This window comes from Rhodobacter maritimus (genome assembly GCF_058747975.1).
Genome location: NZ_JBZXDX010000003.1, coordinates 1 through 19,603, shown reverse-complemented (window position 1 = coordinate 19,603; position 19,603 = coordinate 1). Strand labels below are relative to the sequence as shown.

General features: G+C 62.2%; 23 protein-coding genes. 9 read left to right on the top strand and 14 right to left on the bottom strand.

Annotation, left to right across the window (positions count from 1 at the left end; translation table 11 throughout):
* Positions 1–169 precede the first annotated feature (169 nt).
* The 10 genes from parC to mobA form a co-directional block, all read right to left on the bottom strand.
* The gene (gene parC / locus AC4PTO_RS18025; RefSeq protein ID WP_242449604.1) at positions 170–523 is read right to left on the bottom strand and encodes a ParC family partition-associated protein; all 354 of its coding nucleotides are present in this window, start codon (positions 521–523) and stop codon (positions 170–172) included.
* A gap of 82 nt (positions 524–605) precedes the next feature.
* Positions 606–806 carry a plasmid partition protein ParG gene (locus AC4PTO_RS18020; RefSeq protein ID WP_008166578.1) on the bottom strand — a complete coding sequence of 67 codons (201 nt, stop codon included), beginning with the start codon at positions 804–806 and terminating at the stop codon, positions 606–608.
* A gap of 42 nt (positions 807–848) precedes the next feature.
* Positions 849–1,487, bottom strand: coding sequence for a ParA family partition ATPase (gene parA, locus AC4PTO_RS18015; RefSeq protein ID WP_008166580.1), 639 nt, complete (start codon positions 1,485–1,487; stop codon positions 849–851).
* A gap of 154 nt (positions 1,488–1,641) precedes the next feature.
* Positions 1,642–2,643, bottom strand: coding sequence for an XcyI family restriction endonuclease (locus tag AC4PTO_RS18010; RefSeq protein ID WP_171380752.1), 1,002 nt, complete (start codon positions 2,641–2,643; stop codon positions 1,642–1,644).
* Entirely contained in the window at positions 2,640–3,542 is a 903-nt protein-coding gene (locus AC4PTO_RS18005) for a DNA-methyltransferase (protein ID WP_011178354.1), read from the bottom strand. The genes AC4PTO_RS18010 and AC4PTO_RS18005 overlap by 4 nt, the downstream gene beginning before the upstream one ends.
* A gap of 14 nt (positions 3,543–3,556) precedes the next feature.
* Entirely contained in the window at positions 3,557–4,129 is a 573-nt protein-coding gene (locus AC4PTO_RS18000; RefSeq protein ID WP_034033197.1) for a recombinase family protein, read from the bottom strand.
* A gap of 166 nt (positions 4,130–4,295) precedes the next feature.
* Positions 4,296–4,643, bottom strand: coding sequence for a hypothetical protein (locus AC4PTO_RS17995; protein ID WP_492733931.1), 348 nt, complete (start codon positions 4,641–4,643; stop codon positions 4,296–4,298).
* A complete protein-coding gene (locus AC4PTO_RS17990) occupies positions 4,643–4,882 on the bottom strand; it encodes a hypothetical protein (protein WP_492733929.1) in 240 nt (79 codons plus the stop codon). Before AC4PTO_RS17990 ends, AC4PTO_RS17995 begins: the two co-directional genes overlap by 1 nt.
* On the bottom strand, positions 4,879–7,365 hold the full coding sequence (gene traI, locus AC4PTO_RS17985; protein ID WP_492733927.1) for a TraI/MobA(P) family conjugative relaxase: 2,487 nt from the start codon (positions 7,363–7,365) through the stop codon (positions 4,879–4,881). The genes AC4PTO_RS17990 and traI overlap by 4 nt, the downstream gene beginning before the upstream one ends.
* Before the next feature lie 2 nt (positions 7,366–7,367).
* A complete protein-coding gene (gene mobA / locus AC4PTO_RS17980) occupies positions 7,368–7,682 on the bottom strand; it encodes a plasmid mobilization protein MobA (protein ID WP_105629635.1) in 315 nt (104 codons plus the stop codon).
* Positions 7,683–8,076: 394 nt separating this feature from the next.
* Between mobA and AC4PTO_RS17975 the strand changes: the two genes are divergently transcribed.
* From AC4PTO_RS17975 to AC4PTO_RS17935, 9 genes are all read left to right on the top strand, one after another.
* Positions 8,077–8,427, top strand: coding sequence for a hypothetical protein (locus AC4PTO_RS17975; RefSeq protein WP_492733924.1), 351 nt, complete (start codon positions 8,077–8,079; stop codon positions 8,425–8,427).
* A 2-nt stretch (positions 8,428–8,429) separates the two neighbouring features.
* Positions 8,430–10,184 (top strand): type IV secretory system conjugative DNA transfer family protein, encoded by a 1,755-nt coding sequence (locus AC4PTO_RS17970; RefSeq protein WP_492733950.1) that lies wholly within the window; start codon positions 8,430–8,432, stop codon positions 10,182–10,184.
* Between the two features lie 12 nt (positions 10,185–10,196).
* The gene (locus AC4PTO_RS17965) at positions 10,197–10,418 is read left to right on the top strand and encodes a hypothetical protein (RefSeq protein ID WP_168943162.1); all 222 of its coding nucleotides are present in this window, start codon (positions 10,197–10,199) and stop codon (positions 10,416–10,418) included.
* Between the two features lie 116 nt (positions 10,419–10,534).
* On the top strand, positions 10,535–11,074 hold the full coding sequence (locus tag AC4PTO_RS17960) for a hypothetical protein (protein WP_492733947.1): 540 nt from the start codon (positions 10,535–10,537) through the stop codon (positions 11,072–11,074).
* Positions 11,075–11,329: 255 nt separating this feature from the next.
* On the top strand, positions 11,330–14,131 hold the full coding sequence (locus AC4PTO_RS17955) for a DotA/TraY family protein (protein ID WP_492733952.1): 2,802 nt from the start codon (positions 11,330–11,332) through the stop codon (positions 14,129–14,131).
* A complete protein-coding gene (locus AC4PTO_RS17950) occupies positions 14,128–14,652 on the top strand; it encodes a FliH/SctL family protein (protein ID WP_105629641.1) in 525 nt (174 codons plus the stop codon). Before AC4PTO_RS17955 ends, AC4PTO_RS17950 begins: the two co-directional genes overlap by 4 nt.
* 126 nt (positions 14,653–14,778) lie before the next feature.
* Positions 14,779–15,384 (top strand): hypothetical protein, encoded by a 606-nt coding sequence (locus tag AC4PTO_RS17945; protein WP_154717543.1) that lies wholly within the window; start codon positions 14,779–14,781, stop codon positions 15,382–15,384.
* Complete coding sequence (locus AC4PTO_RS17940; RefSeq protein WP_105629643.1) at positions 15,381–15,635, top strand: hypothetical protein; 255 nt, start codon at positions 15,381–15,383, stop codon at positions 15,633–15,635. The genes AC4PTO_RS17945 and AC4PTO_RS17940 overlap by 4 nt, the downstream gene beginning before the upstream one ends.
* Positions 15,625–16,071: a hypothetical protein gene (locus AC4PTO_RS17935; protein ID WP_492733944.1), complete on the top strand. Its 447-nt coding sequence runs from the start codon at positions 15,625–15,627 to the stop codon at positions 16,069–16,071. The genes AC4PTO_RS17940 and AC4PTO_RS17935 overlap by 11 nt, the downstream gene beginning before the upstream one ends.
* Here AC4PTO_RS17935 and AC4PTO_RS17930 read toward each other — a convergent pair.
* The 4 genes from AC4PTO_RS17930 to AC4PTO_RS17915 form a co-directional block, all read right to left on the bottom strand.
* Complete coding sequence (locus AC4PTO_RS17930; RefSeq protein WP_492733942.1) at positions 16,068–16,289, bottom strand: hypothetical protein; 222 nt, start codon at positions 16,287–16,289, stop codon at positions 16,068–16,070. The two genes, AC4PTO_RS17935 and AC4PTO_RS17930, sit on opposite strands and share 4 nt — an antisense overlap.
* Positions 16,289–17,191: a DNA-binding protein gene (locus AC4PTO_RS17925; protein ID WP_492733940.1), complete on the bottom strand. Its 903-nt coding sequence runs from the start codon at positions 17,189–17,191 to the stop codon at positions 16,289–16,291. Before AC4PTO_RS17925 ends, AC4PTO_RS17930 begins: the two co-directional genes overlap by 1 nt.
* A 536-nt stretch (positions 17,192–17,727) precedes the next feature.
* The gene (locus tag AC4PTO_RS17920; protein WP_492733938.1) at positions 17,728–18,030 is read right to left on the bottom strand and encodes a hypothetical protein; all 303 of its coding nucleotides are present in this window, start codon (positions 18,028–18,030) and stop codon (positions 17,728–17,730) included.
* 211 nt (positions 18,031–18,241) lie between these two features.
* Positions 18,242–19,603 (bottom strand): hypothetical protein, encoded by a 1,362-nt coding sequence (locus AC4PTO_RS17915; RefSeq protein WP_492733936.1) that lies wholly within the window; start codon positions 19,601–19,603, stop codon positions 18,242–18,244.

The following is a 19,603-nucleotide window of genomic DNA, read 5'->3' as shown; positions in this document are numbered from 1 at the left end:
GAGCCTCTTTCCGCTTGTGCGGCAAGGGGTACGGCGCTACAATGCAGACCATAGTTCGGTGTGTCTGGTCGCGGTCTGCATCGGTCACGCCTTGGGGTTCTAAACAGTGCCACCTGTCTAGCGCCCTGCCCTCTTGCCAAGCCCCGCTGCCACGCGGGGCTTTGCTTTTTCATCCTGTTGAACTCCGCTCCTTGGCCTCCAAGGTGCGCGGAATCCATCCTGTTGCATCCGCCGTCCATTGCAGCACCCCATGCTGCCTGAGCACTGCCGCTGCACCATCGAACGAACGAAAGAAGCGGATTCCCCCCCGGTACTGCCCGAGGATGCGCCGCTCGTTCCCGATGTGCAGAACGATGACAATGCCCTGCTCCGTGTTTCGCACTGCTGCCCCGTGGATTTCGTGGGGAGTCGCCGCAGCAAACTCCTTGAACACGGCAGGGGGTAGCACTTGCAACTTCAATGGCTCGATAGACTCAACCATCGCTTTATACCTCACGCCCGGTTTTTCATCAACATTATTCAATCTCGCACCCTTCAATAAAGTATGGACTAGAGTCCATGCTTGCAGGCGCTAAACCTTGCCCCGCGTCGCCGCACTCAATTACTCAATCACTCTTTTCATCAAGTGAGCGCACCAGTTCGCGCAGAATGTCCGTGATGCTGCGCCCGGTCTTGGCGGCGTAAATCTTCAGCTTCGTATGCTCGGCCCGGTCGAGGTCGAAATTCACCCGGACGGTGGCGGCCTTGTCGGCAAGGTCGGACAAGGTAGGGCCAGCCTTCGCGGCGCTCGGGCGGCCTGCTTTCATGCCAAGTTTCCCGCTACTCATTTTCACCTACTCCTTAATTACTCAAATGGTGCAATTGAGGAAACGGCGCACTTCCTCAGCCAGCGCCCGGATTTCCTCGGCGGCCTCGCTCGTCGGCTCTTGGTCAATGGCCGTGGTGCCGCTGGCCGCGCTGCTCGGGTAGATGACGCGCTGCGTGATGCGCGTTTGCAGGATCGGCAGGCCGTACCCGGCCAGCGCCTCGGAGACTTCCGCACCAATCTTGGTGCCCTTGATCGCCCGGCTGACCACGAAAGCCGCTTTCAGCTTGCCGTCGGTAAGCTCGATGCGCTGCTTGACCAAATCCACGAGGTCAGAGGTTGCCCAAATGTCGTAGGGCGACGGCTGCACCGGGATCAGCACGCAATCGGCGGCCTTCATTGCCGACACGGCCAGATCGTGAGCCTGCGGCGCTCCGTCGATCACAACAAAGTCTTTCCGGGCCACGCTCTTTAGATCGCGCTCGATGGTGGGCCGGTCGATGCCAACCACGGGCACGGGTTGATCCTCGCGGACGGCGGCCCAATCGCGGGCGCTGCCCTGCGGGTCGGAATCAACCAGCAGCACGTCTGCGCCGTCGAGTTGCAGGGCGCGGGCAAGGTGGGTGGCGATGGTGGTTTTACCCGCCCCGCCCTTCTGGTTCAGTACGGCAATGACTTGCATATGCACTCCTTGAGCTATTGAGCGTTTGAGGAAAAAAGGAATTACTCAAGCGCAGTATAGCATGTTGAGGATTTGAGTAAATGCACCTTTTGAGGATTTGAAGCCATGAAAAACCCCGCACGCGGCGGGGTTCGGTGGCAGGGCAGGGGAGGGCTTACGGGTTCGTCGGTGCGGCAGGAATGGCCGTCAGCGACAGCACACGGCGGCGGAAGTCGTCGTATTCGTCGCCAGCCCTGAGCGACAGGGCGGCCAGCGAATAAAAGCGGTCGGTGGATGGCGACTCGCTGCGGGCCTTCGCCATGTCCAGCCGTCCGACATTGACCACTGTCCAGCACTCGGTAAAGCCGCGCTGCCGCGCCTTCTGGTGGCTCTTCTCGGCCTCGCCGATGCGGTTGTGGATGTTGGATACATCCGTGCCGCTCTTGACCTCGATAGCAACCACGTTGCGGTAATGCTGGTGCTCCATTTCCTCGCGGATGATGATGTCAGGGTCTGGCGCGAACTCGATCAGGAACGGGCGGCCCGTGGCGCTGTTCACCTCGATGGCGCTTTCGCGCACCTCGGCGGCGGCATGGGCGACGATCTCCCGGATGATCTCGAACACCTGCACGATGCCATCGGTGCCGCGCTGGTTGTTGGCCCCGCCGCGTAGCTGCGGGCCTACGGTCAGCAGGGTCAAGTCATCCAGCAATTCCCGGCTGACGCGCAGCGGGCCGACACCGGCCAGCAGCGCCGATGCTGTGGCGCAGAACGCCACGCATAGGTCGGGCAGGTCAGCGGCTGCCGCCTTGCTGGTCTTGCCCTTTTCCTCCATCGACTTGAAGTAACCGACACCGAAGCCCTTGTCGCGCCCGTAAAACTCCTTCTGGCTGTAGCCCATCAGCAGCCGGTAATAGCCCAGCAGGTAGGGGTTCGCCTCCAGCACGGCAGGCACGGCGAACAGCAGTTCAGCCCGCAAGCCGTACTGCGCAAGGGTCGCCAAGTCTGCCGGGGGGACGTACTCGGCAAGCTGCTTGTCCAGCTCGGCAATGTCCATGTCCCGCACGGTTTCCAGCAGGGCGCTTTGCAGATAGACAGCCCGGAACCGCTTGAGGGCGAACGCGAAGTCGATTTGCAGCTTTGGCGGCGGAAAATTGATCTTGTTGGGGGTCGTCATGCGGCGGCGATCCTTATCACGTTGCTGTCCTGCCCTTGCAGGCGATCAGCCGCCAAGGCCACATATTCGGGGTTCAGTTCGATGCCCACGTATTGCCGGTTTTCGTCCTGGCACACGAGGCCCACGGTTCCCGATCCGAAGAACGGATCGAGGACGTAATCGCCCGGCTCGGTCGATGCTTGGATGCAAGGCCGGATCAGGTCGGGCGGGAAGGTGGCGAAGTGGGCACCGGCAAAGGGCTTGGTGTTCACATGCCAGACGGAGCGGCGATTGCGCAGCCCGCCACCGTCCGCAGGCTCCCGGACGGCCTGCCAGTCGTAGTAATACTTTTCCGACTTGGTAAGCATGAACAGGAACTCATGCGAGCGGGCCGGGCGATCCTTGACGCTCTCGGGCATCGCGTTTGGCTTGTTCCACACAATGTCACTGCGCAGATACCAGCCATCATCCTGCAAGGCGAACGCCAGCCGCCACGGAATGCCGATCAAGTCCTTTGGCTTCAAGCCCTCGGGCGTGTCGGGGCGAACGTCCATCGCCCGGGCCGGGTTCTTCTTGTCCGGGGCGCGATAACCGCGATTGCCGCTCGTGTAGCCGTCGCCAATGTTCAGCCAGAGGGTGCCGTCATCCGTCAGCACGCGCCGCACCTCGGCGAAGATGGCCACCAGTCGGTGCAGGAACTGGGGCATGGTGCCCTCAAGCCCGATTTGTTCTTCGATGCCGTAATCGCGCAGCCCCCAGTAGGGCGGCGAAGTGACCACACAGCGCACAGACCCGGACGGCAGACGGCGCAGCACAGTCAGGGCGTCCCCCTCAAAAAGCGTCGAGCCGCGCAAGGTGAGCGGCTCGGGGCGCTGGATTCGCTCAACGCCAGACGGCGCGGCGGTTTTTGCTTTTGGCATGTTGTTATGTCCTCTCAATCGTGGCGCGGCTGCACCACGCCGCAATGCTTGTAAATCGTTGTCCGTGACACGCCGTAATCTCGGGCGAGTTCGGCCACGCAGGTATTCGGGTCGCGCAGCAGCGCCTTGATGTGGCGTATCTGCTTGGCGTCTAGCTTCGGCTTGCGGCCACCGGATCGGCCACGGGCGCGGGCCGCTTCCAACCCCGCCCGGGTTCGTTCGCGGATCAAGCCGCGCTCAAACTCGGCCAGCGCCGCGAAAACATGGAATTGCAGCTTGCCCGCCGCGCTCCCTGTCTCGATCTTTTCGGTCAGGCTCTCGAACTGCACGCCGCGCTGCTCAAGGTCGGCCACGATCTGCACCAGATCGGGCAGGCTGCGCCCGAGTCGATCCAGCCGCCACACCACGAGGGTATCCCCAGCCCGGAGCGCCTTCCGGCACTGCTCAAGCTCCGGGCGTGCCGCGCTCTTGCCGCTGGCCGCTTCCTCGTAGATGGTCGAGCACCCGGCCTGCCGGAGTGCGTCCCGTTGCAGGTCAAGGTTCTGATCGTCGGTTGAAACGCGGGCATAGCCGATGCGTTGATTCATGGACAGTTCCGCCACATTGAAAGCTGAACGAATAAATGAACACTTTACCGCATCTGGATAACCCGGGACAGGGAAAAACGCCGACTGTCCATCAATCCACCGTTTTCTGAACAGTCGGCAGGGCTACGATGAAACACAAACAAATGCCCGCAGACGGGCGACAGGATCACGCCTTGCCCTCGGTCAGCGGCGTTTTCGTCACCCAAATGGGCAATTCCAGCGGCAGGGCGATTTCGGCCCGGTCGCGGGCCTGCAACTGCGCCCGCGCCCACTGCCCGTCCCGCTCCATCTCTGCCCGCAAGGGCAGGGGATGGCCGGAACCCTCGAACTGCTCCCGGTCGAACATCTGCCCGGCTACGTCCAGCCGCTCGGGCATGGGCCGCTCGTGGCCGTCCTCGCGCACCATCAGCACGTCGCCGCGCTGGACGATGTAGAGGGCGTCCGGGTCGGCCTCGATCTCGCCCGGCAGGGCCGGGCGGAAGTCCGCCCGGTTCTCGTCATAGCGCCATTGCATCATCGCCCCCTATCAAGTGCATGGGTGGGTGTGCGTCGATCCAGCGGCGGCGGCTGGCGTGCTGCCCGCTGCTGCTGCCGCTGGCGTTCGGCCAACTGCCGCGCCTGAGCTTCACGGGCCAGCCGTTCCTGCTGCTCCTGCTCTCGCCGGGCCTGCTCGGTTTGACTCATGCGCTCATGCGCCGCGTTGGTCTGGCTCTCGCGCTCGGTCGCCCGGCGCTGCTCGTCGTCGCGGTTCATCGGTCAATGTCCATTTGCTGATTCATCATCCGGGCCTGCTCGCGCTCTTTCTCCTGCTTCTCTTTCTGCTGCTTCTGCTTCTCGGCCAACTGCCGCGCCTGCGCCTCGCGGGCGGCACGTTCGGCCATTTGCTTTTCCTGCGCCTGCTTCTGCTGGGCCTGTTGTTGGGTCTGTTGCTGCTGTTTGCGCTCGTGCTCGTTGTTCGCCATGTTTGGCTCTCCTTCGCGGTTAGGTTCAAAGTGGGCCGTGGCCTGTTTGCGGGCCTGTTCCCATGCTGTGTGCTGGGCGCCGTACTGCTGCTGTGCCTGCGCCCATGCCTGCGCCCGGAACTGCCGCGCTTCGGGCGCGTCGCTCCGCAGGTGCTCTTTGCGCTGCTCGACCTGGCGGTCGATCTGCGCGTGTTCCTTGTCCCATGCCTCGGCCTTGCTCTTGGCCGCAAAGCGGGCAATCCAGCCCCCGGCCCGCTCGGGGTCGGGGCGCTCGCCGTGCTTCTCGCGGAACTGCTTGTCTAGCTGCTGCCGGTAGCCGTCCGCGTGCGCGTTGATGGCGTTGATTTCGACAAGCTCCTGATTCGGTTCTGCCGGTGGCTTCCGATTGAGGATGGCGCGGGCTTCGTCGTCGGTCATGCGCTGCGCCTGTGTCGGCTGCTGGGGCCTCTGCTCGGCCTGCTGTCCGGTGGATGCCACGCCGCGCATCTTTGACCAGTCCGGGCGCTCGCGCTCGGACTGCTGCCGCAGCCCGGCTTCGCGGCGCTGCTCCAGTTCCTTGTCGGAGAACCGCACGTCTAGCTTGCGCTCGATGGCTGTCTGCAAAACCCGCTCGCGGAAGTCATCCGGGCCATTCACGCGCAGCGCCTTACCGGCGAACTTCTCACGGGCCAGCAATAGCCCGGCCTCGATGCTGTCTTTGTCCTTCCGGCCCTGCTCGGTGTAGTCCAGCCGCCGCCCGCTATCGCGGAAGGCGTGGCGGTCATCCACCCGGTAATCAACAGCACCCGTCTTGCGATCCACTGCCCAGCTAACCCGGTCGGTGACGCGGCGCGGCTGCGCCGGTTCGTGCTGCTCGGTGTCCGTGGTGCCAAGGTGCGGGCCGCGCTCCGCTTGCGCGTCCGCCCGGTGCATATCTTTGGCCGTGCGCTTGTCCTGATAGGCCCAGCCGCGCACCTGCCGCATTGCGGCGCGGTCGCCTTCCTGTGCCCGGTCGGCTGTCCATTCCCGGAACGACTGCGGGCGCTCCTGCCGGAAGGCTTCGCGCTCGCCCGTGATTGTCTCGTTCAGTTCGGCACGCTTGGCCGCTGTATCGAATGCGGCCACGCTGTAAAGCGCCTTTTTCTGCTCGGTCGATAGGCCACTGGTGCGGATCGTCTCACGCTGGGATTTGTGCTTCTCTGTGAGTGCCTGCCGCCGCTGTTTCTGATCCTCATACATGGCCGCCCGTGCGGGCGCTTTCGCCGTCTTCCATTCCTCCGCGAATGCCTTGTAACGCTCGCGCAGTTCGCGGCGCTCCGCTGCCCGTTCGTCGCGCTTTTCCTCGCGGGCGTTCGGGTCGCGTTTCGGGTCTGCTTTCGGGCGCTGGTCGCTGTATTCGCGTTTGGCCTTTTCTTGCTGAATCTCTGGCCGTGGTTCCTGATATGGCCCGATGCGCTTGGTCAGCTTTCCGCCGCCCAATTCCTGCGCCATTGTCGATGCCTTGATGGGCGTCTGTTCAGGGTCGGTCTTGCTGTGGATGGCGAACCCTTGCCCCTTCTGCCGTATCTCCAAACCATGCCGCCCTAGTGCCTCGTGCAGTTCATGCCAGCCGCCGCCCTTGTTCAGCGCCTCTAGTGCGTCCTTCTTTGGCTGGCCTTGTGCGTAGGTGGTCAGGGATTCATTACCCGTCATCACTTCCATCTGCCGCGCCTTGCCGGGCAGCTTCTCCCGGTCTGGCTGGCGGTGGGACGGCTCATCCTTGGCCCAATCGACAACCTTCTGCCCGTTGCGCTCATGGACGGCATACGGGCCTTTGTCGTGGCTCCATCCCTGCCGCAGTTCCATTTCGCGCATGGTCTTGTCCAGCTTGAAATAGTCCCGGTCTGGATAGACGGCCTTGTATGTCTCGGGATTCACCCGATTGACCATGAAGTGACCATGCACGTTGTCCGTATCCCGATGCACGGCTGCAAGGTACTGGTGCCCCTCCATCCCTAGCGCCTTCATGCCCTCGCGCCCGGCCTCGAATACCTGCGCGTCGGTTGGCTTCTCATGTGCAGGCCACGACACGGTAAAGTGATAAACCGGGTCTTTCACTCGCCCGTTCATGTCTGACACGGCTTTCATTTCACGCCACGCGGTTTCCTTGTCCAGACAGTTGGTTTCCGTCGAACACTCGCGGCGCTCCACTGCGCCCGTTTCCGGGTCGATGTGGTCACGCTCGCAGGCGTACTTCGCCAGACTCTTAAAGCTGGTTTTTCCGTCTGCACGTTTCGGCGGAACCTTGGCAAGCATCTTTAACCTTCAATCCTCATGATGGCTTCTTTGATCGCCACCAGAATATCGGCGTACTCCTTGGACAAGTGCCCGCCGCCCTCATGCCCGCCCGCCTCGGTGAACAAGTGCTTTTGCAAGCCGCCCAGCCGCCGCAGTTCGTTGATGATCTGGCTATCAATCGTGCTGCGCGTCTTGCGCCCAAGAGCGGCGCAGCGCAGGAACTCCGAAACGCTCACGCCGGAATCAAGCGCCTTGTCGCGGATGGTGTCCGCTTCCTCTGGCAAACAGCGCACTTTCAAATTGACAACGCGCTTCCGGTTTTCACTTGATGACATGCAAACCCCTAATGATGGCGGTGGGACACGCCGCAATGTTGGCCGCTGGCACGGCGCGGGGTCTCGGGGCGAAGCCCTGAGCAGGGGAGGAAAGGCCCAGCAGAACGAGTGCAACGAGTGGCGCGGGCCGGTGGCACACTGCCGCTTTAGCGGCGGTGGGACATTCCCTACCCTGTCCCCAACTATGAAACCGTGCCCCGTCCAAACTTGTCTGCATCACTCACACCCATTGAAAACCCACCAAAACCGGCACAGCACGATAAGCCCGTGTATATCACAAACGCAGGTACTTGACCACATCCGCATAATGCACGATGATTGCAAGGCCAATGATTGCGCCAGTTTCAAAGGCAAACATCACCACACTGTTACCACAATCTAGCGAGGGCCAAAGATGGCAGGCAAGCAAAAGACATTCGACCAAGAGACGCGGCAGAAGATCGAAGCCACGTTAGACAACCTCCCCGAGAAGCCAAAGAGCGAAAGACCACTGACAACCAAAGAGCTTGTGACAGAGCTACGGACAAAGATTCGCGCAGCACAAGCCAAGGGCTACACACTGGAAGAGATTGTCGAGCTATTCAAACGTGAAGGCGCACAAATCAGCCTATCCAGCGTGAAAAGCGCCTTGAAGGGTTCCAGCCCGCGCAGCAGCAGGACAACCAAACCGGCACAGACAGGCGATCAAACCGCACCGCAGGCGGCCAGCAATGCACAGCCTGACGGGTCACATAATGGGGGCTAACGATGGCTCGTATAGACATAAACACTAAGGGCGGCTCGGAATGGCTCAACCATTGGGCCAAGCTGCGCATCGGGTACTTCACCATCGGAACATGGATCGGCATCACGCTTGCCTTGCGCTTTTTCGTGCCGGGTTTCGTGTGGGGCTATTCGATCTGGTGGGCGCTTCCCCTCGGCATTGTGGGCGGCTTTCTTTATCTATTGATCTGGATGGGCAAGCAGACCGCAGACGTACAGCTTGAGCGAGAGAAAGAAGCCATTATTGAAGCCAGCAAAACGCCAGAGCAACGGGCAGCCGAAGCGGCAGAACGCGAAGCAGAAGCAGTGCAGCGCCGGGCGGAAATGCGGCAGCAGTTCATCGGCCTGCACCTCGGGGATAGCGTCGGCATGATGCACGGTCGCGGCCACGTTGGCGGCGTTCCTCAAGGTCAGCATGTGGAACTTGCCCGAGAGGACGCATCGAAAAACATCATCATCTTTGGCGGCACGGGCGGCGGCAAAACATCGCGCTCCATCAACCCGCTTTTGCGTCAGTTGTTCATGCAAAACGCTGGGGCGTTGATCTTTGACATCAAGACCGATTTCATAAAGGAAGTTGGCGCACTAACCAACATGGCCGGGCGCTCGTTTAAGGTGGTCGGTGATGGCGGAATGACGCTAAATCTTTTCCGTGGTTGCACGCCAGAATTGGCGGCTTCCTACCTGAAAAGCTGCTTTCTCGTTCAAGGCCAAGGAAGCGGGGACGGCGCGTTCTGGGTTGATAGTTCTGTCGAGATGGCCCGCCACTGCCTCAACGTGCTGAACCTGCTGCGTCCGCATCAGTACAGCATCGCGGGCTTGTACGACATTGTTTTTGACAATGCGGCGCGTGATGCGCTGGTTGCCGAAGGCGCGGAAAAACTGTCTGAAATGAACGACCGGGATCAACGCTTGTTCATCCAGTCGCAGCGGTTCTTCGTCAATGTTTGGAACGAACACGACGAGAAGCTGCGGAAAAACATCCTCGGCACGATGAACGCGGTTCTTTCGCCATTCGCGCACCCTGATATGGTCGATGCGTTCTCTATCGAGTCGGAACAGGGCGAAGCGGACATGACCGAATTGGTCAATGATGGCGCGGTGTTTCTGGTCAATCTGCCGATGACCAAATATGGCCGCGAAGGTGCCCGGTTCGCTTACCTGCTGGTCAAACTTCGCTTCATGAACATGATGCGCGAACGTCGCACCCGGCAGGACTGGAATCAGGATCGGCCCGTGGCGTTCGTGTGCGACGAGTATCAAGCGATTGTCGATCCAATCAGCGACACCGACTTTTGGGACAAGTCGCGTAGCACGCGCACCATCGGGATTGTTTCGATGCAAGGCGTGGCCTCGCTGGTTCATGCGCTCGGGAACAATCGCAGCGTGGCCGAAGCCATCCTGCAAAACTTCCGGCAACGGATCATCTTCCGCACCGAAGATGAAGCCACCCTGCGCCATATCCGTGACGTGCTCGGGCAAGTCGATGTGTTGATGACCTCAACCGGGTACAGCGCGAGCGAAAGCGAGACGATCAGCGGGGTCAATGCCTTTGGCGGCAAGAACCTGTCGTTGAGTTCGAGCGAGTCCGAGAGCGAGAACAGCAGCATGCAACGGCAAGACTTGTTCGGCAGCAACGACATGCGCAGCCTGAGTGCGGATTACTGCCTGTTCATCGGCAATATCGGAGATCACGCGGTCGATGAAGTGCTGGCCGTTAAACCGCTTTACGTCAATTGATTGGAGGCCGTCATGGTCTGGAAGAAAACAGCATCAAACCATGTGCCGGAATGGCTCAACATCGTGCCCCTTGGCTGGCGTGCGTCCATCTGGGAGTTCATCCGCTTTGTGAGGGCCGGAATCGTGTTCGGCATCCTCGCCGGGCTGGTGATCGGCTGGGTCAATGACGAGGCGTGGAACGGGCCGAAGTTCAGCAGCCCGGACGCCAAGCGCATTTACGATCAAATCAAATGATGATTTGAGTGTTTGAGTAGTTAAGTATTTAAGGGCGCGGGCGTTAGACCCATCAAAGCCCAACATGAAAGGTAAGAGCACAGCACTTTTCTTAACCCTAAAGTGAGGCTCTTTTTATGAAAACCATTGTGATTGCTACCGTTACCGCCGCCGCCCTGCTGACTGGTTGCGCGGGAGTTCCGACCGACTCGGCCAGCCTGCGCGAAAGCGCGGCCCAGCCGTTCCGGGCTGTCGCCCCCGCCTTGCGCGGCTCCGACACCATCACGGCCCGGCAGGGTGACGTGACGGTGAAGTGGCGGCAGGCTGAACAGGTGGTCGAGGCGTGGCGCGGCGAGGATTCCACCCGCTACACAGACGCGGCTTTCGAGTTGCGCCCGCTGAACAAGCCGGGGGCAAAAAGTAGCGTTGAGCGTGTCGCGTTGGACGATCTGCACGGGCAGCCCAAGGTCGTTGCCGCCTTGGGCCTGCGCACCATCGGCCAGCACAAAGTCGGCGGGCAGGAATGCGGCCAGAACTGCGTCTATCTGTTCCCCGGCGTCGAGTACCAACTGCGGGTAACGATGTTCCGCAACGGTGCGCCAAAAGTCAGCGTGCCGGTGGGCGTGGTGACGGTCGATGATGACGGCGTGACGGTACGCCAGCAGCAGCGCAGCTAACCCCCTGCGGTGCCCTCTGGATAGCGGCGGCTGCAATGGCCGCCGCCACATCCAGAACAACGGGCAAAAAATATTTTTCATGGACTGGAGTCCATACAAAACACGCCAAAAGCCGCGATTTATAAGGGTTTCGCGGTGTTCCTATAGTCCATAACTGGCCGGATTCGTACAATTGCGGCTATTCTTTTTGCGCCCTAAAATGACGGCATATTGACCATTCAGGGAGCAAATGCCGTGGCCGCCGCCGATCCTTCAATGCCGTTTTCGCCATGCGATCCATCAGGGCCATGCACAGACGTTTCGGTAGGCGTCTTGCAATGGATTTTCGGGCCGGTCATCGAGAAGCTGACAACCGGCGCAGACCCGGACACCGTTGATGCCTCGGTTTCCGTGCTGGCCTCGATCTTCTCGGTATTCAATAGCGGCCTGCTGGTCGTCGCCTCGCTGATCGTGTCTTACGTCGCCGTCATGGGCGTGACGCAGACGGCCAGCGAAGGCGAAGCGATGGGCCGCAACTGGTCATCCCTCTGGACGCCGGTTCGGATCGTGGCCGGGGGGTCGGTACTGCTGCCCAGCACAAGCGGCTTTAGCTTCATCCAGTTGATTGTTTTGATGTTCGGCCTGTGGGGCGTGGGCTTTGCAAACAGCCTGTTCAACATCGGAATTCAGACCGGCATCATCAGCGGCGCAGCAACCAGCGTCAGCGCCCAAATGGGCCTTGGCAGTGGAGCAAAGCCGAACCCGAACTATCCACTCTATGACGTGCGGCAGTTCGCGCAGGAATATCTGGCCGTGGCGTGGTGCAAGCGGGCCGTGAATGCCTCGTTCGCGGATTTCGGCGGCGGCACGCCGAACATCAGCGCGGCCAGCGCACCAGACCAGACCATTGCAGAAGGCGACGGCAAAAAGGCGCTGATCTATCTGGCGCGGGATCGCAACGCCACAACCAACTTGGGCGGGGCCGTGCCGTTGTGCGGCAGCGTGAAGGTTTACAACTACAGCGCACCCGTCGCCATTGCCGCCGAAACCACGGCAGCAAAAGCCACCGTCTTTGACCCGGCCAAGATTCAGGACAACGCCGCCGCCATGTCGGCCATTCGCGTTGCGGCGCTCAACGCCAAGGCCACGGCAATCAACAAGGTCATGACCGACATTGAAGCGTGGGTGGCTCAATGGCCCGCCACGATCAATGATCCGGGCTGGGAGAACGTCCAGAGCGACCGTTTCAACCAGATTGTGAATCAGGCACAAAGCACCCTGACGGCCAGCCTGACCGCACAGATCGCGGCGGATAGCACCCTGAAAACGATCATGCAGCAGTACGTGAATGACATCACGGCGGACGGCTGGGCGATGGCTGGGGGGTTCTATCAGCGCCTGTCGGGCATCCGGCAGGAAATGGGCCGCATCTACGCGGAGAACGTCGCGCAGGCCACCGCGCCGAACCTCAACACACTGCCGCAGGGGCCGCACGCGCAGCTTGCACAGTCCAGCTACACCACGATTTACAACACCATCATCAGCAAGTCGCTATCGGGTGCCAGCTACGCCAAACCGACGACACCACGGGCCGCCGATTTCAAGGCCGCACTGGTGCCGACCAGCATGGAGGATTTGTCCATCGACACGCTGGGAAGTCGTGGCGATAGCCTCATGAGCGGCTTTGTTGGCTGGGGCATGGAGCGCGTCACCTCGGCCATGATCGGCACCGATGGCGACGTGGATGCAATCGCCCGGATCAAGACCACGGGCGACGTTCTGGCGCTCATGCAGAGCACCGGCTTTGCCGTCGATAAGTTGGTGCATACCTCGCTGTCTGGCGTCAAAGCGGCAGCGGCTGCCGTGGGTAGCGTGTCCTTCATGGGCACCAGCGTTGATGCCACGCCGCTTGCCGATACCCTGCTGAATTGGGTGGTCTATAACTTCCTGACGCCGCTTGCTGAGGTCACAACGTGGCTGGGCAGATTGGCCTTCTATTTCGGCGTGTTCCTGCCGTCCCTGCCTTACACCATCTTCATGGTGGCCGTGGTCGGCTGGATTCTGGCCGTGCTCCAGTCGATCATCGCCGCGCCCCTGTGGGCGGTCATGCACATGACCCCGGATCGCACCTTCGTTGGCAGCCAGACGCAGGGCTATCTGCTGCTGCTGTCCCTGTTCGTGCGCCCTGCTCTCATCATCATTGGCCTGTTCGCGGCAATGATGGTGGCAAACCCGGTCATCGGCTACATCAGCAAAGCCTTTTGGGCCATGTACAACGCCAACGTGACCAGCGCCGAAAGCCTCGGGTGGTTCGTCGAGTTCTTGCAGTGGAAGAACTGGTTGATCGTCTATGGCTTCGTCCTGCTGCCGGTCATGTACATGGTTTTCGGGTTGTCGCAGATTCTGCCGGATACCGTTCTGCGCTGGATCGGCGCGGGCATCAGCAGCATGGGCGAAAGCCAAGCGACCGAACAGATGCGTAGTAACGCAGCAATGTACGGCCCCAGCGCCGTGAAAGGCGGCGCAGGGCCGAGGCCGGGAAGCAGTGACGGCAAATCTCACCGCCTGAACGGCGACCCCGGCAACGCGGGCAGCCTCAATGACCCGAGCGGCCCCACGGGCGGCGGCGGTGGTGGCCGCAGCGGCGGCGGCAACCATCCGCGCTTGCTCAATGCCAACAGCCAAGGCGTTGCACCCCAGCATGACACCGGCAACCTGTCTGCATCGACCAGCACCGCAACGGCCAGCGGCCCGGCTCGCAGCAGCAGCGCCGCGTCCAGTTCGGTCAATACGGGATCGCAAGGCGTTGTCGGCCGCTGGGCCAGCAATGACATTACCGACGCGGAGTTCACTGAAGTGAAGGACACCGCGCCACGCAGCAAGAGCGCCGACAAGGGCACAGATGCCGTGCTGGCCCTTGGCAGCGCGGGCGTTATCAGCGGGTTTTCCGCCGACGATGACAACGGCTCCGGGGCCATCAATACCGAGTATGACAGCCGCTACAGCTACATCCCACCGACTGCTGACGGCTCCAGCGTCATCAACCACGGCACAGAACAGGGAGGACAACCGGCATGAACGGCCAATACGACTACAACGCGGAGGCGACCGGCCACGTCATCGGCCTGCGCCATGGATATGAGCAAGGCCACGAGGCCGGTTATGTGGACGGTCAAAACGACACTGCCGCCCGGTGGCAAAAGCAGATTGACGAGAAATGGGAACCGCTCGTTGATCGGCTGACCGCCGAACGTGACGAGGCCATCCGCGCCCGCGATGACCTGCTGGAACAGGTGCGCCACGCCGGGCAGCAGACCACGAAATGGCACAACGCTTTCTATTCGGTGCTCTGCGCCCTCGATAGCGCAATGGGCGTGCTGGAGCACGCGCCGCAGGACATGCGCACCCGGATGATCCTCGATCTCGCCAAGCGTGCGGAGTACATGAAAGACAAGGGCTGGATCGACTCGATGCCGCAGAACAACAGCGTTCTGCGCTCACGCGCCCGCCCAACTGCTGACCAGTTGCAAGGGTGGTGGGATCAGGTGATTGCCCACGCCAAGAAGGCGGCAGACCGCGACAACAACCCCACGCCATGAAGGGCCGCCCATGCTGACCGACACCCAAAACCTGATTCCCGACGCTGCCGTGCTGGCCGTCCTGCTCGCAGTGGCAGACGCCGTGCTGGCCCGTGCCAAGAAAGCCAAGAACCGGAGGAAACCCGCATGAAGATCATCAACGGCGCGAAACGCGCAGCCCGCTTTACCTTTGTCGATATGCCGCTGTCGATGCTCGGCTGGCGACAACTCAAGGCCAACAACGGCTATATCCGCGACTTGTGGCGCACGCTGCGCCACCCTCAATGCCCGGAGTGCGGGCGCGGTGTCATGCACCTGCCCGCCGATGCGCAGCCCGACGAACAGGCGCTGTATGGCTGGGAATGCTCCGCACACTGCGGCTTTCGCGTGTTCGCCCCGCACGATCCGCAGGAAATCGCCCGCATCGTCTCCGCCCGGCTGGAACTGCGCGGCAAGCAGCGTCTGGCATTCCTGCAGGATCAGGAGCGCGGCAAGCTGATCCGTAGCCACCTGCTCAAGTCGCGTGCTTATTGGACGGTGGCCGCGCTGGTTTTCCTCATGTTCGCGTGGCAGTTGGCGATGGGTGCCCCGGTGATGGTTGTCCTGAGCGTGCTTAGTCTGTGCCTGCCGTTCTCCGTCCATGCAATCCGCTGGAGCTATCGGGCGTGGCAGGTGCGCACGGGCACCCTGTTTGTGCCGGGCGCGTTCGGGCGCTACGTTCGGGAAATGCTGTGGGTGCGGGGGGTGCAATGATGGCCGCTTTCCTGCGTAATGCCCTGCTGCACCTTGGCCGTGAGCGTGTCACGCGGGCGCTGTGCGTCATCGCGTCCGTGGTCGCCTTCGCCTACCAGTACCGCCAACTGGATGACCCGGCGCTGCATGATCTGGTCGCGCCCGTGGTGCTCGCTATCGCGGTTCCAATCCTCTACCTGACGCCGTTGGTCTGGCTGCTCTTTCGGTTCGTCTTGAAGCCCACCCAAGGGAAAAACCCGAATGCAATTTAAGGTCGTGCGCTACCGGAACAAGACGCTGGGCGGAATCACGGTAGAGGGCAACACCGTCCAGTGCCTCCGGCTCATGCCGGAGCGCACCGCCAAAGGCAACCGCCGCCAGAAGGTCATCTGCACCATTGACCGATGGGCCGCTGAACTGCCCCCGGAAGCCCTCGAACTGCTCACCGAAGCCGAACAGGCGGAATGGATCGAATGGAAGGCCCGGCACGATGAAGCGCAACGGCGCAAGCAGCTTGCCGAAGCTCTGGAGACTGTCACCGGCACGATGGAAGCGGCAGCGGCAGCCGTGCGCGAGAAGGCCGGGAAACCGGCCAACGCTGCGGCGCTGTGGGCTGCAATTGAGGCGCTATCCGGTGCGCTGGAACGGGCCGGATTCGGCAAGAACAAGCGCCCCCGTGGTCGCCCACGGAAAGAAACGACCGGCTAACCCTGCTGGGCCTTCACGATGGCGGCGGCTGCAATGGCCGCCGCTTCGGCGTCTGCGGCCTCCCGCGCCCACCATCCGGGTTTCGCTGCGGCGCTCGCCAGCGCCCCAACGGCCCACAATGCAAGCTCCTGATCGCCCAGGCTGGCCGCCTGCACGAATACCGCGCCAAGCTGCCGCAGTTCCTCGTGCAGTGCTTGAAACTCGGCGGCGGTCGGCATCACTCGCCCCCCTTCCCTTTCGGCGTCTTGGCGGCCTTCTCGGCGGCCTCGGCTTTGTCCTGCTGCCGTTGCAGCGCCTCCAGTTGCCCGGCCAGCCGTGCGGCCTGCTCGCGGGCCTCTGCTGCCACCTTGTGGGCGTCGTCGCGCTCCGCCTGTGCCTGCCGGGCTTCTTGCGCTGCTGCTTCCAACTTGGCGGACAACACGGCCACCTGCTCGCGGGCTTGAGTCGCATCAGCACGATCTGCCTTGCTCTGCTCGCCCAGCGCGGCGATCTTTGCAGAGGACAGTTGTAGCAGCTTGTTCGCTTCGGCTGTTTGCGCCTCTGCCTTCACGCGATCACTGCGCTCCTGTTCCAGCAACCCGGAAAGCTGCTCCACCCGTGCGCGGGATTCCGCAAGGGCGGCAGCGGCAGCGTGAGCCTCATCAGTCTGTTGAGCCAGCTTGACGGCCATATCGTCACGCTCTGCAACGTAGGTCAGCGCCTGTTGCTCGGATTGTTTCAGTGACTCGGCCTGCTGCTCGATGGTCGCCTGCGCGGCCTCCAACTCGGCATTGAGTTGGTCGGCCAACTCTGCCGCCTCAGCCCGCGCCTGCTCCATTTCAGCCCGCGCCTGCTCCAGTGCTTCGCGTTCGGCTTGCAGTCGGGCGTTCGCCATCTCCTGCGCTATCGCCCAAACCTCGTTTGCCGCCTCAGCCATGCGTTCCGTCACCACAGCGGGCGCAGCCTCACGGATCGGGGCGGCTGCGTTCTGGCGGGCTGCCTTCCATTCCTGCATTGCCTCGCTGATGGTCGTGAATGATCCCCCGCCAAGCACGCGGCGGACAGCGGCCAGCGTAGGGCTACCGCCATCAGCGGCGATCTGGTCAGCGACGGCGTGAATGTCTTGCTTGGTGATAGCCATTTATCTAGCTCCTGTTGTATGTTGTAGATTGTATTATACTACAACATACAACAAAGACAAACGGTTTTGTAACGTACCGCTGCCCGGTCGGCTGCTCGTTTTGGGTGAAACACCGTGCTGACGCCTCGCCTTCGGCTCGTTGTCGGCCAGCCGTCGAACGAAAAGCGGAGCTTTCCGCCCGCCGCCCGGCTCCACTTGGGCAAAGCGGCCAGAAACGGGCCTACAGCGCGTTTTGAGAGGGTGGGCAAGGGGACAGGCAGGGCCACGTCGAAAAAACGCCGCCACGGGCCGCCTGTGAGGTCGTCCGCCGTCCGGGTTTTCGAGTGGAGAGGGGGTCAAGCGAACCGTGGAATAAATGGGGGGTAGCCCGTAGGGGGGCACCGTTTATGCCGCGAAAGTCGCTTGATGCCCTCGGAACGGCTCACGCTCCCCGAGTGGGGCAGGGGTTTAGGCCGTAGGCCGTCCCCCTGCTCCCGAGGATCAAACGCGACCGTTTGGCCCCCGGCAGGGCCGCCGGAGGCATCTTGCAAACACGATCAAGGCGACAGCCGTTTGACCGCATCCACGAATGACAACCTGAACAGGTGCATGGTCAGGTCGATGGCACCGCCGCCGCCCTGCTCTTTCCGCGTGTCGTACCACTTCGGCCCGGTCGCCAGTAGCTCAACACCGCCGCCACCAATGGACACATTCAGCCGCACCGTGGCCTTGTCCTTCACCGGCACAAAGTCAGGATCACGCTTCCAGTACAGGCCCAGCCGGTCTAGCGTTTCCTGCACCGTCATTGCCCGCAGTGAATCCAGCAGCGCAGGCGGAAAGGATCGACGGACACGGCTCATGACAGCCACCCGGCGAACTGGACGAGGGGGCCGCCCTGCGGGCGGCTCTCCGCGCCGTTCCGGCGCTGCGCGGCCCGTGGATAACTTGCAAGCAAGTTACCCACCGTCCTTGCCGGGCTACTCGCATTTTTAGAATGCTGGGGGCTACTCAAAGGCAGGCGCTTCGCGCCGGGCGTAGGCTTCGCCATTAGTAATAGGGGAGGGACTTGTCTCACGCTTTGCGCTCCACCTTGGCGGCTGTAATAGGGGAGGAACCTGTCTCACAAGCTGGCATCGGCTTACCTGCTCGATACCAGCTTGCCCGGCTCATGCCCAAGGCTTCCCACGGCTTCTGACGGCTCGCGGAATTGGCCTCATAGGTCGCACGATCGACAGCCCCAGCGGCACGCCTGCGGGCTTCGTCGCGCTTTCTGTCGCGGTCGCGGCGGCGCTCGGTCGCCATGTCCCGACTGATGAGCGTGCGCAGCTTGCGCTGCTCGTCGTCGGTGATGTGAAACAGGCTGATAAGCGTGTCGTTCTTGGGCGTGTAGAGCGGCGCAAACTGCTTGCCGCCGAACTCCACCTTTTCCCCGGCTTCGTGGGCCTTCGCCTTGGCGTATAGCGTCATAAGCTCGGCGCTGCGGTAGTTCCACCGTGGGTCAAGCTCACGCGCCAGCGCGGCGGCCTCGTGGTACATCTGGCCGCTGTGCGTCGCGCCTGACAGCAGCAGGAAGTTCAGCCGCCAAAACAGGTGCTGCATCCGCTCGCCTTCGGCCACGCCGCCGCGCAGCGCGGCCAGCGTGCGCAAGTCCTCCAGACGATCCCATGCCAGTTGCCGCCCGTTGAGGCTGCGCAGGTTGCCGGTTTGGCCGCCCGGCAGCAGCTTGAACTGGCGACGGTCGGCGCGGGCCTTGCGGTCGGCCTCGATGTCCCAGCGGGCCACCGGCAGCAGCGCCTCGGCCAGATACTCGAAGTTGTACCGGATCGGCTCGCCGTCCGGGCCTTGTTCTACGTGGATGACGCGGCAAACCTCGCCGCTCTTGCTGTTCACCGTATTGACCAGCCGCAGCACGCGGCTTGCATCCTTGGCCGCTGGATCAGCGCCCAGCCCGGCCAGACGGTCGATCAGATAACGCTGGCAGGCATTCCAGCGTGGCAGCGCCTGACGCGGCAAGGTGCCATCCAGCAGCCACTTTGCTTGCACGCCACGGCCAGAGAAAACGAGGATCGACGGCGGCGGCACGCCTTCGTCGTAGCAGCGGAACATGACAGCGGCGGCCAGTTGCTCGGGGCTGCGCCCCTGCGCCCACGGCTCGCGGTAGGTGTCCAAGTCAGCGAACAGCAGCCCGATGCGGGCCAGATTGACGACACGGCGGTTTGGCTTGATGAACTCGGCCTGAGACAGCCAGGTATCCCGGCTGTGGTCGAGCATGGAGAGCACCACGGGCATCTGTGACAGCCGGTAACTGTCCTGCCGTTTGCCGCTGCCCTCGCCCGTCGCCATGAGCAACGAGAAAAAGCCCTGCCGGGCTGTGTCGTGATATGTCGCCGCTTCATCATCGGCGCTGAAAAGTCGTAGCTGTGCCTGCCCCAT